Raw genomic sequence first — 12,147 nt, 5'->3', positions numbered from 1 at the left:
GGCGCTCGTACGGAGTCTCAGGACGTGTGGACCGGCGACGTCTCCTCCGGCTCACCGGCCCGGTCCGCGCGGATCCGGTCGATGTGGTCGGCCAGCTCGTCGGTGATCAGCAGATCGCGCCGGATGTCGTCGTGCGGGTACGCCGTCCGCCCGACCATGTGCGCCGCGACCGGTGCGGTGGCGAGCTGGAACAGGCCCACCAGGACCAGCGTGGTGATGTCCACGCCGGTACGCAGCCGCAGCGCGCAGCCGAGCAGCACCAGCAGCAGCCCGAGCACCTGCGGCTTGGCCGCCGCGTGCATCCGCGACAGCACGTCCGGGAAGCGGACCAGCGCGATGCCCGCGGCGAGGCAGAGCAGGGCGCCGGCGATCAGGCAGATGCCGGCGACGGTGTCCAGAATCGCGTCGATCATCACTTCGAGCTTCTCCGGGACGCGAACCGGGCGACGCTCACCGAGCCGACGAACCCGACCAGGGCGAGGACCACCAGGACCGGAAGCGCCGTGGCGTCCCGGCTGTAGGCCGCCTCGGTGGCGATGGCCGCGACCGCGACGGCGAGCAGCACGTCGGTGGCGACGGCCCGGTCGAGGATCGACGGCCCGCGGATGATGCGGACGAGGGTGAGCCCACCGGCCGCGACGAGCAGCGCGGTGACGATCACGGCGACGACGGTCACGTCGGTGCTCCTTCCAGGTCGACCGACCCGGACGGGCCGGTGGGTACGGATCGACGGATCAGGCTCAGCTCCTCGGCCGAGCCGACGGCGGCGACGATGCGCTCCTCCAGCTCCAGCACGCCCTGCCGGAAGCGCTCCACCTCGTCGAGGCTGCGGATGCCGATGACGTGCACGTAGAGCGTGCCGGTGCTCCGGTCGGCCTCCAGGATCAGGCTGCCCGGCACCAGCGACAGGGCCTCGGCGTTGAGGGTGAGGTTGAGGTCGGTGTTCACCCGCAGCGGCACCGCGATGATCGCCGAGTGCGGGTGCTCGGACCGGACGGCCAGCCAGGCCACCTGCGCGGACGCCACCACCAGGTCGTACAGGAAGCGGACCACGAACCGCAGCAGCGGCACCGGCCGGATCCGGCCGGCGAACGTGACGGGGGGCAGCGGGAAGACCACCAGCAGCACGGCCGCGACCACGAGTCCGCTGAGCACGTTGGCCCAGCTGAAGGTGCCCCACAGCAGCACCCAGACGGTGACCAGGCCGGTCACCGCGATGGCCCGGTTGCGCCAGCGGTCACGGCGGGTCAGTGGCGCTTTCGGCTGACTGGTCACGGCGGTCCCTCCGGGAACACGGCCTCCACGTACGGGGCACGGCGCAACAGGTCGTCGGCGGCGTCGGTGCTGATGTCGAACAGCGGTCCGGCCACCACCGTCAGCGCCAGACCGAGCACCACGAGGGCGGCGGTGGACACCGTCATCAGCCGGGGCAGCACCGCCCCGGCCGGCGCCGGGCCGTCGTGCGGCTGCTCGGCGCCGTCGGTGCGGGCCGCCTGGTCGGCGTCGCCGGGCTCCGGCATGTCCGCGTGCGGGGCCCGCCAGAAGGCGAGGTTCCACACCCGGGCGATGGCGTAGAGCGTGAGCAGGCTGGTGAGCAGTCCCCCGGCGACGAGCGACCAGGCCAGGAACCCGCCGTCGTCGACGCCGGCCTGGACCAGGCCGAGCTTGCCGAGGAACCCGGAGAACGGTGGTATGCCGGCCAGGTTCAGCGCGGGCACGAAGAACAGCACGGCGAGCAGGGGCGACAGCCGGGCCAGGCCGCCGAGGCGGTCCAGCGCGGTGCTGCCGCCGCGTCGTTCGACCAGGCCGGCGGCGAGGAACAGCGTGGTCTGGATGGTGATGTGGTGCACCACGTAGAAGATCGCCGCGGACAGGCCGAGCGGGGTGGTCAACCCGACCCCGAACAGCATGTACCCGATGTGGCTGACGAGCGTGAACGACAGCAGCCGTTTGATGTCCGACTGGGCCACCGCGCCGAGGATGCCCACCACCATGGTCAGCGCCGCTATCACCATGAGCAGGTCGGCGGTGCGGCCGCCGGGGAACAGCAGCGTCTCGGTACGGATGATCGCGTACACGCCGACCTTGGTGAGCAGGCCCGCGAAGACCGCCGTCACCGGGGCGGGCGCGGTCGGGTAGCTGTCCGGCAGCCACGCCGACAGCGGGAACACCGCCGCCTTGATCCCGAACGCGAGCAGCAGCATGCCCTGCAGCACCAGGCGGATGTCGTCGGGCAGCGCGTCCAGGCGGTCGGCGAGCTGCGCCAGGTTCAGCGTGCCGGTGGCGGAGTAGACCAGGCCGATCGCCACCAGGAAGATCAGCGACGAGAGCAGGCTGACCACGACGTACGTGGTGCCGGCCCGGATCCGCGTCTCGGTGCTGCCGAGCGTCAGCAGCACGTAGCTCGCCACCAGCAGGATCTCGAAGCCGACGTAGAGGTTGAACAGGTCGCCGGAGAGGAAGGCGTTGCAGACGCCCGCGGTCAGCACCAGGTAGGTCGGGTGGTAGACCGACAGCGGCGTCTCCTCGTTGCCGTCGGCCATGCCCTGCCCGATGGAGTAGACGAGCACGCACAGGGTGACCGAGGCGGACACCACGAGCATCAGCGCGGCGAGCTGGTCGGCGACGAGCACGATGCCCATCGGCGCCACCCAGCCGCCCACCTCCACCACGAGCGGGCCGTCCAGCGAGGAGCGGACCAGGAGCATCGCGGCCACCGCGACGGTGGCGGTGAGCACGATGATGCTGACCCACCGCTGGGCGCGGGCCCGGCGGGCGAGCAGCAGGGTGAGGGCGGCGCCGAGCAGCGGCATCACCACCGGCAGCGGGACGAGCCAGGTCATCGGACGGCCTCCGCCTCACCGGCGGCGAGCACCCGGGCCTCGGGGCTGCCGTCGTCGGCCTCGAAGTTGTCCGAGTCCGAGGTGCCCGGGCCCTCGTCCCGGTCGGCCAGCTCCATGATCCGGCGGTCCTCGACGTCGTCCTGCACCTCGTCGTGCCCGTTGAGGTGCCAGCTCCGGTAGGCCAGCGCGAGCAGGAACGCGGTCATGCCGAGCGTGATCACGATCGCGGTCAGCACCATCGCCTGCGGCAACGGGTCGGACATGTCCTCCTGGGCGGTGGTGCCGACGATCGGCGGGCCTCCGGCCCGGCCGCCGGTGAGCAGCAGCAGGTTCGCGCCGTTGCCGAGCAGGATGACCCCCATCAGGACACGGGTGAGGCTGCGTTCCAGCAGCAGGGTGACGCCGGTGGCGAACAGGACGCCGATCACCACGACGTAGACCAGGTTGGGGACGTTCGGGCTCATACCAGCTCCTCTTCCCGTACGCCGGCCGGTCCGGTCTCCTGTTCGTCGACCTCCTCCTGGCGGTCCATCTCGGCGCCCAGGCTGCGCAGGATGTCCAGTACGAGGCCGACCACGATGAGATAGACGCCGACGTCGAAGAAGACCGACGTCACGAAGTGCACGTGGCCCAGCAACGGCAGGTGGAAGTCGAGCGTCGCGCTCTGCAGGAACTCGCCGCCCAGCAGCATCGCGGCCACGCCGGTGCCGACCGCGACGAACAGCCCCGCGCCGAGCACCAGGCCCGCGTCCACGGGCGCGGCGCCGTTGAGTTCGGTACGCCCGCCAGCCAGGTACCGCACGGCGAGCCCCAGCCCGGCGACCAGACCGGCGGCGAACCCGCCACCGGGGGCGTTGTGGCCGGAGAAGAGCAGGTAGATCGAGAACAGCAGGATGGCGTGGAACAGCAGCCGGGTGACCACCTGGAGGATGACCGACTGCTGCCGGGAGGTCGCGCCGCCGGTCAGCCAGCGCGGGCGCGACGACTGCTGCCGGCCGGCGCCGGGGATGCCGCTGCGCAGGTCCAGCGCGCGGGAGCGGCGGAAGATCAGGCTGGCCACGCCGGTGGCGGCCACCACCAGCACGGCGATCTCGCCCATCGTGTCCCAGGCCCGGATGTCGACGAGCGTCACGTTCACCACGTTCTTGCCGCCGCCGTAGGAGACCGCCTCGTCCGGGAAGCCGACCGAGATCGGCGTCGCGGTCCGGCTGCCCGCCGCCACGTACGCCATGCCGGCGGTGACCACGCCGACGGCGACGCCGAGCGCGACGCGGAACCGCCGGGTGGCGCGGATCGGGCGGGCCGAGAACCGGCGCGGCAGCCGGCGCAGCACCAGCACGAACATCACGATCGTGACGGTCTCCACCAGGAACTGGGTGAGCGCGAGGTCGGGCGCGCCGTGCAGGATGAACATCAGCGCCGTGCCGTAGCCGGTCACGCCGACCAGGATCATCGCGGTCAGCCGGCGGCGGGCGCGCGCGGCCACCAGCGCCGCGACGACGATGACCGCGCCGGCGACGGCCTGCAACGGGGTGTCCCAGAGCTGGAACCGCCGGGCCCACGGCGCGCCGGCGAGCACCGCGCCGCCGGGCAGCACGACCAGGACCAGCAGGATGACGCCCAGGTAGAACGGCAGCGAGCCGCGCTGGGTGGCGCCGGTCAGTTCCACCGCCGCGCGGTCGACCGCGCCGGCCAGCCGGTCGTAGCCGCTGGCGCCGTCGAAGGGCAGCCGCGGCAGGTACGGCCGGCGCCGGTGCAGCAGCAGGAACAGTCCGAGGCCACCCGCCACCGCGAGCGCCGACAGGCCCAGCGCCGGGGTCAGCCCGTGCCAGAGGGCCAGGTGGTAGCCGGGGTCGGCGGTCGGGAACTGGTCGGCGTACGGGGCCAGCACCCGGTCCACCGCCGGGGCGAGGACGCCGACCGCGAGACCGGCGAGGGCGAGCACCGCCGCCGGGCCGATGAACGCCGGCTCGATCCGGTGCGGCCGGGTCTCCTTCACGCCGGGCTTGGCGGCGAACGCGCCCCAGAGGAAGCGCGCGGTGTACGCGACGGTCAGCGCCGAGCCGGTCACCACTCCGGCGAGCACCAGCAGTTCGGTCGTGCCGCCGTGCAGGAACGCCTCGAGCGCGGCCTCCTTGGCCACGAAGCCGATCAGCGGCGGCAGACCCGCCATGGAGGCGGCGGCGAGTCCGGCGACCGCCGCCAGCACCGGCGCGCGGCGGCCCAGGCCGCTGAGTTCGCGCAGGTCGCGGGTGCCGGTGACGTGGTCGACGACGCCGACGACGAGGAACAGGGTGGCTTTGAACAGGGCGTGCGCCAGCAGCATCGCGGCGCCGGCCAGCGCGGTGTCGCGGGTGCCCGCGCCGAGGATCACCATGAGCAGGCCGAGCTGGCTCACGGTGCCGTACGCCAGCAGCAGCTTCAGGTCGACCTGCCGCAGCGCCGTCCAGCCGCCGAGGAACAGGGTGATCAGGCCGCCGGCCAGCAGGACGCCGCGCCACACGATGGCCTGGCCCACCGCGGGGCCCATCAGCGCGGCCAGGAACACGCCCGCTTTCACCATGGCCGCGGCGTGCAGGTAGGCGCTGACCGGCGTGGGCGCGGCCATCGCGCGCGGCAGCCAGAAGCTGAACGGGAAGATCGCGGACTTGCTGGTCACGCCGAGCAGGACGAGCACCAGCGCGACGGTGAGGTAGCCGCCCTCGGGCAGGTTCCCGGCGATCTCCGACCACCGGTACGAGCCGGCGTGCTGGCCGAGCATCACGAAACCGGCGAGCATCGCCAGGCCGCCCAGCGTGGTCACCAGCAGGGCCTGCATCGCCGCGCGGCGGCTGGCCCGCTTGGTCGGGTCGCTGCCGATCAGCAGGTAGGAGAAGACGGTGGTGAGTTCCCAGAACACGTACAGCAGCAGCAGGTCGTCGGAGACGACCAGGCCGAGCATCGCGCCGGCGAACGCCACGAACACCGCGGCGAACCGGCCGAGGCCGGGATCGTCGGACCGGAAGTAGCGCGCGCTGTAGGCCAGCACGAGGGCGCCGACCCCACCGACGAGCAGCACCAGCAGCCAGGACAGCGTGCCCATGCGCAGCGCGAGTTCCAGACCCAGCTGCGGCACCCAGGTGACGGTCTCGACGACGGGCCGGCCCGCGCGGACCGGTTCGGTACGGGTCACCGCCCAGATCAGCGCCGCCGCCGGGACGGCCGCCAGCAGATAGAGAGCCCGCCTGCCGAGGAGGCGTACCAGCACGGGGGCGGTCAAGGCTGCGAACGCATGGACCGCCACCAGAACCAGCACACACACTCCTCAAGATCGACCTGCGGTACGTCAACCCTAACCGGCGATGCGGCGAGGCGGTATGTCGAGAGAATCACGCGAACGTGTCGTGTCGGCTCCGCTCTGCTTCGGGTAAGGAGTGAGGTTTGCTCTGCCCGGTACAGCGGTCGCGTCCGGCGGGCGCCCCGATAGGGTGGTCGGCGTGCTGCCGATGCGAGCCGCCCTGGCGGGCACCACCGGAAACGCGATGCTGATGGGCCTCGCCGAGGTCAGCACGCCGGTCGGCTGGGTGCTGCTGCCCGGCCTGCTCGGCGTCTCGGCCCGGCCCCGGACGGCGGCGCTGGTGTCGGCCTGGGCGGGCGTCCTGGTCGCGCTGTCGGTCGTCGTACCGGTGATCCCCGGCCACCGCACTGATCCACAGGCGCTGCTCGCCTCGGCGGCCAGCCTGGCCGCCGTGCCGGTCCTGGCCTGGGCCCGCCGCCGGACGCGGACCGCCACCGTGACGCGCGCCGCCGCGCCGCCGGACGTCGCGGTGTTCACCGTGCCGGCCGGTCCCGGGAGCGCCGCGCTGGCGATCTGCGGCACCGCCGGGGAGATCGGCGCCGCCGTCCCGGTCCGCGGCGGCGGGCTGCGCGTCCTGCTCGGCACCGTCACCGGCGCCACGCTGGACACGCCCGCCGGGCGCCGGGCGATCGAGCAGGCGTTCCACCGGGCCGCCGCCGGACCACGGCGTACACTGCCGCACCTGGTCGACGCGCTGGAGAAGGTGGTCCGCGACCTCGCCCCGGCGGGCCACCTGCGCGCCACCCTCGTCGACGTGGACCGAGCCGGGTCGGTACGGGCGGTGCGGTGCGGCTCGCCGGACCTCGTCGTCGCCGCCGGACGCCGCGCCGAACCCGCCGGAGTGCCCGAGGGACCGGCGATCGGGTCGACGGAGCCGGGCGAACGCGCCGCGCCCGTCCCGGTCACCGGCCGCCGGATCGCCGTCGTCGGCACCGGCTTCACCGACGCGCACGGGGAGCGGTGGCTGCGCGTACTCGATCAGGTGGCCGCCGGCGACGACCCGGCACGGACGGCGCAGCTGCTGACCCGCGGCGCCCGGGGCGGGCGGCGCACCGGCCCGGCGCTGGTGATCGACGGCGGAACCACTGTCGCGGGAATGACCGGCGGCGCACGCGGGCCCGCCGCCTAGGCTGGTGCGGTGGGCCGGCGTCCGGTGCCGGCCCCGTCCGGGGAGACCGCGATGACCGACAGCGTCCGCCGGCCGGCACCGGTCGCGGGCGGCGAGGACGAGCAGTGGCTGGCCGACGTGGCCCGCGCGGCGGGCGCCGACGCCGGCGACGTGCCGGTGGAGCTGCTCGGCGACTACCTGCGGCTGCTGACCGACGCGGCGGTGACCGGCCGCCGCCCGCGCCGCGCCGAACTCGACGCGGTCGGCGCGCTGGGCCGGCGCGCGGCCGAGCAGGGGATCTCCGCCGGCCGCGCGGTACGCCTCTACCTGTCCGCGGCGCGGCGCGTCTGGCGGCAGCTCCCCCACCTGGACCGGTCCGACGACAGCGAGGCGGTCCGCGCCGCCGCCGACGCCGTCCTGCACGTGGTCGACACCGCGGTGGCCACGCTCGCCGAGGGGTACGCGGTGGCCCGCCGGGAACTGGTCCGGCGCGAGGAGTCGCTGCGCCGGGAACTCGTCGACGACCTGCTGCGCGGCGACTCCGACCTGGGCGGGCTGGTGGAGCGGGCCGAGCCGTTCGGCCTGGACCTGGCCCGGGTGCACCAGGTCGCGCTGGCCGCGCCGGGCCGGCGGCTGCCGGACACGGAGGCGGCGATCAGCGCGCTGGAGCGGGTCATCTTCGACCGGCTCGGTGACCGGGACGTGCTGGTGGCCACCAAGGAGGGGGTGCTCGTGGTGATCGCCCCGGCGGACCCGGTGGCCGCCGACCGGGGCCGCGGCGCCGGCCCGGCCGGCAACCTGGGCACGCTGATGCACGGCGAGCTGGACCGGCTGGTGCGGGGCCGGCCGTGGCAGGTGGCGGTGGGCCGCCCGCACCCGGGCGTCTACGGCATCGCCCGCTCGTACGAGGAGGCCCGGGAGGCGCTGACCACGGCGCGGCGCCTGCACAGCGAGGCGTCGGTGATCGACGCGCACGACCTGCTGATCTACCGGGTGCTGCTGCGCGACCAGCCCGCCATGGTCGACCTGGTGCGGGCGGTGCTGACGCCGCTGGCCCAGGCGCGTGGGGGCGCCGAGCCGCTGCTGGACACGCTGAACGAGTACTTCGCCTGCGGCGAGGTCTCCACCGAGGCCGCCCGCCGGCTGCACGTGTCGGTGCGCACCGTCACCTACCGGCTGGCCCGGATCCGGTCGTTGAGCGGCTACGACCCCGCCGACGCGCGGGACCGGTTCACGTTGCACGCCGCCGTGCTCGGCGCGCGGGCGCTGGACTGGCCCCGCCGGCCGCTGCCGGCGTAGGGGCCGCGGCCGGTGTGACCGGCGTCTCAGGCCGGTACGGCCACCAGCTCCGGGAAGCCGAGCAGGTTGGCCAGGGCCGACGCCTCGTCACGGGTGAGGGTGAGCGTGACCATGCGGTCCGGGTCGTCCGGGTCGTCGTGGACGACGTCGCGCCGGCCGCCGACCTGGTAGTCGATCACGCCGATCCGGCGGCCCTCCTCCGTGGTCAGCGTGTGCCGGACCCCGATGCCGGGGAGGGTCGTACGTTCGATGATCACGGGGACCTCCTTCGGACGCGGTCGCCGCGGGCCCGCCGGAGCCGGCCGGCGTCAGGGCGACGCGATGGACGTTCGAGCTGGGCTCGCGTTCTCCATGTGTCAACCATAGCCACGGGGTATGGGCGGATCCGGGTTCCGGCCACCGGCAATCATTGCGCTCGTTGTTGGCCGGTGGCGTGCACTGCCGCGCGTGGTGTTCCCGGCGACGCTGGAGTCCGAGGCGGTACCCGAGCAGCGAGGAGGTGGTGAGCATGACCCGCACGTCGATGGCTCCACCACCGGTGTTCGCCGGACTCGTCGCGTCCCGACCTGCGAGCGGCGACCAGAAGCGCGTCTGAGCCCCCGGCCGCCGGCGTCGTCGAGTGAATCCGACGCCCTGCGGCCCCGGCCACGCCCCTTCCCCGCACCGTCCACCGCCCGTTGGGCACCCTGATCCGAAAGAGGTCGGTATGCCGCACCCTGTCACAGCCATTCGTCCTCCGGCCCGCACCGGCATGCTGATCGGCCGCTCCCACGGCAGCCGCCCGCCGGTCACAGTCGACGCGGCGCCGCTCGCCGTGGACCTCGGCAGCAGCCTGCTGCGGATCTGGCTGGGCCCGGGCCGGACGCTGAGCGTCCCGCTCGGCCACGGCCTGCGCAGCCCGGTCGTGCGGCGTGGCCGGATCGTCGACGGTCCGGCCTGCGTCTCCGAGCTGCGGCAGATCCTGCGCGACCACCGCACCCCGGTGCCGGTCGGCGCGCTGGTCGTGGCCTGCCGTCCGGTGCTCGCCGCGCCGGCCGAGCAGGAGGCGACCCGCCGGGTGCTCACCGCCGTGCTCGCGCCGTCCCGGCTGCTGTTCCTCGACAGCGTCCGGGCGGGCGCCATCGGCGCCGGCGCCGCCGCCGGCACCCTGCTCGTCGCCGACATCGGCGCCCAGCTCACCGAGGTGGCGCTGCTGGAGGACGGCCGGGTGGTGGCGGCCCGGCGGGCCGAGGCCGGCACCCGGGACCTGAACCACGCGACGACCGCCGCCATGCTCGCCGACACCACCTCCCGGCTGGTACGCGAGCTGCGTCAGGACGCGGCGCTGCGGCCCCAGGTCCGCGCCGCGCTGGCCCGTGGCCCGATCGTCATCGGTGACGGCGCCACCCGGCCCGACGTGACGGCCCGCCTGGTCGCCACGCTCGGCGCGACTGTGCACCGCGCCGCGTCACCCCGTACCGCCGCGCTGACCGGCGCCGGGATGGCCGCCATCTCGGCCCTGCGACACCCGCACGACACCGAGCGCCGCCCGGAAAGGAGCGCCTGATCATGACGCACGCCCTCAACCGCACCGACACGCTGCGCGAACTGCTGGACCGGCAGTTCGGCGAGTACACCGACCAGCTCACCGAGCTGACGCTGCACACGCGGCAGCCCGACTACGGCGGGCACGACCCGGACACGCTGCGCCGGCTGATCGAGACCGCCCGGCAGGGGGTCGCGGACACCGCCCAGGCACTGAAGCGGATGTCCGAGGGCACGTACGGCGTCTGCGAGCGATGCGGGCAGGACATCCCGACGGCCCGCCTGGAGATCCTGCCCTCGGCCCGCTTCTGCGTGCCGTGCCAGCAACGACGCTGAGCACCGCACGGGGCTGTCGGGGCGGACGCCGGCCGGTAGCGTCACCGCCATGGATGTCGATGACGTCGCCGGCCGGCTCGGCGTGCCCGCCGAGGAGGTCGACCGGGTGCACCGGCTCGCCGGTGACCTGCCCTCCGCGCCGCTGCCCTCCCGGGCGGACGCGCCAGCGCTGCTGGACCGGCTCGCGGTGCGCCCCGACGACGCCGCCGAGATCCTCGCCGGCTGGCCGGAACCCGGTTCGCCACTGTGGACCCCGGAGCTGCGCTGGTTGCTGGACCGCTCGATCGCCCTGGTCCGCGCCGACCTCGGCGGCTTCGCCTGGCTGCCGCCCGGCCCGGCGCTGCCCCGGGACCGCGGTCCGGCCTGGCGGCACCTCTACGCCTACGCCTACCTCGCCCTGGTCGACGTCGTCCGGGCCTACCACGGCGACCACGGCGTCCCCGACGACGTGTCCTGGGCGACGCTTGCCGACCTGGGCAACAACCTCGCCGTCGACAGGCGGATGAACGGCGAGGGCTGGCCGATCATGCAGTGCTGGCTGACGTTGCACGCCCGCGGTGGCCTCTACGACCTGGGCCGACTGCAGCACCAGCGCGGCGACGACGGCGCGATCGGCCTGCACATCCCGGACTCGGGACCGCTGACCCCGGAGGCGGTCGACGCGTCGCTGGAGCGGGCACGCGCGTTCTTCCCGCGCCACTTCCCCGGCGAGCACTACGCCGCGTTCTCCTGCGGCTCCTGGCTGCTCGACCCGCAGTTGCGCGAATACCTGCCGGAGGACTCCAACATCATCCGGTTCCAGCGGCGGTTCACGCTGGAGCCCCACCAGGAGCAGGACACCCCGGACGGCGACGTCGAGGTGCTGCGGTTCGTGTTCCGCAGCCTCAGCACGCCGCTGGACCGGCTGCCGCGCCGCACCGTGCTCCAGCGCGCGGTGATCGACCACCTCCAGGCCGGTCGACACTGGCATTGGCGCCGGGGCCGCTTCCCGATCGCCGGACCGGCCGGACGGTAGCCGTACCGGGGCCGGCGTGACCGGCTGCGACTGTCAGTCGGGGTGGCGGCGGGCGGCGTAGGCCCGCACCTTGGCGCGGTTGCCGCACGTGGCCATGCTGCACCAGCGACGCCGGCCTCGGGGGTCCAGGAACAGCCATCCGCAGTCGGCGGCCGGACAGGCACGCACCTCGGTGCGGGCCGCCGAGGTGAGCAGGTCGGCGGCGGCCCGGGCACCGGACAGCAACGGCAGGCGCAGCCCGGCGTCGTCGGGCAGCGTCCAGTGGGCGATCCCGTCCGGGCCCGTCTCCAGGACGGATGCGGCGGCAGCCTCCCGGGCCGGCCCGGCGACCCGCCGGAAGGCCCCGGTGTCGTCCGGGTCGAGCAGGACGTCGTGCAGCGCGGTGCGCAGTTCCCGGGTCTCCGCCAGCACCTCGCCCGCAGCAGACGGCCGGCGGCGGCCCGCCTCCCGCAGGCGGCCGACGACGGCCGGGGCGAGCAGCCCGACGTGACCGGCCCACACCGCGAGCCGGTCGTAGTCGCGCAGCCAGTCCCGTTCCGGGCTCGGTGGCGCGGCCCAGCCGGCCCAGGTGTTGCAGAGTTCCAGCGCGGGATGGCCGCCGACCGGGATCGGCATCGGATAGCCCTCGACGTTCACCCAGTGCATGCCGACAGTGTGCCTTGACGCGGCCGCACTAACCAGTCAG

Annotated in this window: 13 protein-coding genes; 5 read left to right on the top strand and 8 right to left on the bottom strand. The window is 74.4% G+C overall.

Features of this window, described 5'->3' with window-relative positions; genetic code table 11:
- Window positions 1–17: 17 nt before the first annotated feature.
- From mnhG to ACN27D_RS29250, 6 genes are read right to left on the bottom strand one after another with little or no spacing between them, the layout of a single operon-like run.
- Window positions 18–416 carry a monovalent cation/H(+) antiporter subunit G gene (gene mnhG / locus ACN27D_RS29275; RefSeq protein ID WP_121684067.1) on the bottom strand — a complete coding sequence of 133 codons (399 nt, stop codon included), beginning with the start codon at window positions 414–416 and terminating at the stop codon, window positions 18–20.
- Window positions 413–676, bottom strand: a complete 264-nt coding sequence (locus ACN27D_RS29270; RefSeq protein WP_302906873.1) for a monovalent cation/H+ antiporter complex subunit F — start codon at window positions 674–676, stop codon at window positions 413–415. The genes mnhG and ACN27D_RS29270 overlap by 4 nt, the downstream gene beginning before the upstream one ends.
- Window positions 673–1,275 carry a Na+/H+ antiporter subunit E gene (locus tag ACN27D_RS29265; RefSeq protein ID WP_120570319.1) on the bottom strand — a complete coding sequence of 201 codons (603 nt, stop codon included), beginning with the start codon at window positions 1,273–1,275 and terminating at the stop codon, window positions 673–675. Before ACN27D_RS29265 ends, ACN27D_RS29270 begins: the two co-directional genes overlap by 4 nt.
- On the bottom strand, window positions 1,272–2,843 hold the full coding sequence (locus tag ACN27D_RS29260; protein WP_013477154.1) for a Na+/H+ antiporter subunit D: 1,572 nt from the start codon (window positions 2,841–2,843) through the stop codon (window positions 1,272–1,274). The genes ACN27D_RS29265 and ACN27D_RS29260 overlap by 4 nt, the downstream gene beginning before the upstream one ends.
- Entirely contained in the window at window positions 2,840–3,307 is a 468-nt protein-coding gene (locus ACN27D_RS29255; RefSeq protein WP_030268938.1) for a Na(+)/H(+) antiporter subunit C, read from the bottom strand. Before ACN27D_RS29255 ends, ACN27D_RS29260 begins: the two co-directional genes overlap by 4 nt.
- A complete protein-coding gene (locus tag ACN27D_RS29250; protein WP_421500539.1) occupies window positions 3,304–6,138 on the bottom strand; it encodes a Na+/H+ antiporter subunit A in 2,835 nt (944 codons plus the stop codon). Before ACN27D_RS29250 ends, ACN27D_RS29255 begins: the two co-directional genes overlap by 4 nt.
- Window positions 6,139–6,328: 190 nt before the next feature.
- Between ACN27D_RS29250 and ACN27D_RS29245 the strand changes: the two genes are divergently transcribed.
- On the top strand, window positions 6,329–7,309 hold the full coding sequence (locus tag ACN27D_RS29245) for a hypothetical protein (RefSeq protein ID WP_358173798.1): 981 nt from the start codon (window positions 6,329–6,331) through the stop codon (window positions 7,307–7,309).
- Window positions 7,310–7,360: 51 nt separating this feature from the next.
- Complete coding sequence (locus tag ACN27D_RS29240; RefSeq protein WP_358173476.1) at window positions 7,361–8,587, top strand: PucR family transcriptional regulator; 1,227 nt, start codon at window positions 7,361–7,363, stop codon at window positions 8,585–8,587.
- Window positions 8,588–8,613: 26 nt separating this feature from the next.
- Here ACN27D_RS29240 and ACN27D_RS29235 read toward each other — a convergent pair whose 3' ends face one another.
- Window positions 8,614–8,844 (bottom strand): hypothetical protein, encoded by a 231-nt coding sequence (locus ACN27D_RS29235; RefSeq protein ID WP_013285820.1) that lies wholly within the window; start codon window positions 8,842–8,844, stop codon window positions 8,614–8,616.
- A gap of 449 nt (window positions 8,845–9,293) precedes the next feature.
- Here ACN27D_RS29235 and ACN27D_RS29230 point away from each other — a divergent pair, with 449 nt between their 5' ends.
- From ACN27D_RS29230 to ACN27D_RS29220, 3 genes are read left to right on the top strand one after another with little or no spacing between them, the layout of a single operon-like run.
- Window positions 9,294–10,133: a rod shape-determining protein gene (locus ACN27D_RS29230; RefSeq protein WP_120570321.1), complete on the top strand. Its 840-nt coding sequence runs from the start codon at window positions 9,294–9,296 to the stop codon at window positions 10,131–10,133.
- 2 nt (window positions 10,134–10,135) lie between these two features.
- The gene (locus tag ACN27D_RS29225) at window positions 10,136–10,447 is read left to right on the top strand and encodes a TraR/DksA family transcriptional regulator (RefSeq protein WP_358173479.1); all 312 of its coding nucleotides are present in this window, start codon (window positions 10,136–10,138) and stop codon (window positions 10,445–10,447) included.
- A 49-nt stretch (window positions 10,448–10,496) separates the two neighbouring features.
- Complete coding sequence (locus ACN27D_RS29220) at window positions 10,497–11,462, top strand: acyltransferase domain-containing protein (protein WP_358173482.1); 966 nt, start codon at window positions 10,497–10,499, stop codon at window positions 11,460–11,462.
- A 33-nt stretch (window positions 11,463–11,495) separates the two neighbouring features.
- Here ACN27D_RS29220 and ACN27D_RS29215 read toward each other — a convergent pair whose 3' ends face one another.
- A complete protein-coding gene (locus ACN27D_RS29215; protein WP_121684071.1) occupies window positions 11,496–12,107 on the bottom strand; it encodes a CGNR zinc finger domain-containing protein in 612 nt (203 codons plus the stop codon).
- Between the last annotated feature and the right edge of the window lie 40 nt (window positions 12,108–12,147).

The organism is Micromonospora sp. WMMD1274 (genome assembly GCF_049179035.1).
Lineage (GTDB): Bacteria > Actinomycetota > Actinomycetes > Mycobacteriales > Micromonosporaceae > Micromonospora > Micromonospora tulbaghiae.
The sequence above is the reverse complement of the archived record's forward strand: the minus strand, read 5'-3'. Positions and strand labels throughout refer to the sequence as shown.

Bases quoted from the DNA above. Each gene is read 5' to 3' on its own strand.
- ACN27D_RS29260 (WP_013477154.1), bottom strand. From the start codon at position 2,843: ATGACCTGGCTCGTCCCGCTGCCGGTGGTGATGCCGCTGCTCGGCGCC.
- ACN27D_RS29255 (WP_030268938.1), bottom strand. From the start codon at position 3,307: ATGAGCCCGAACGTCCCCAACCTGGTCTACGTCGTGGTGATCGGCGTC.
- ACN27D_RS29245 (WP_358173798.1), top strand. From the start codon at position 6,329: ATGCGAGCCGCCCTGGCGGGCACCACCGGAAACGCGATGCTGATGGGC.
- ACN27D_RS29240 (WP_358173476.1), top strand. From the start codon at position 7,361: ATGACCGACAGCGTCCGCCGGCCGGCACCGGTCGCGGGCGGCGAGGAC.
- ACN27D_RS29230 (WP_120570321.1), top strand. From the start codon at position 9,294: ATGCCGCACCCTGTCACAGCCATTCGTCCTCCGGCCCGCACCGGCATG.
- ACN27D_RS29225 (WP_358173479.1), top strand. From the start codon at position 10,136: ATGACGCACGCCCTCAACCGCACCGACACGCTGCGCGAACTGCTGGAC.
- ACN27D_RS29220 (WP_358173482.1), top strand. From the start codon at position 10,497: ATGGATGTCGATGACGTCGCCGGCCGGCTCGGCGTGCCCGCCGAGGAG.
- ACN27D_RS29215 (WP_121684071.1), bottom strand. From the start codon at position 12,107: ATGCACTGGGTGAACGTCGAGGGCTATCCGATGCCGATCCCGGTCGGC.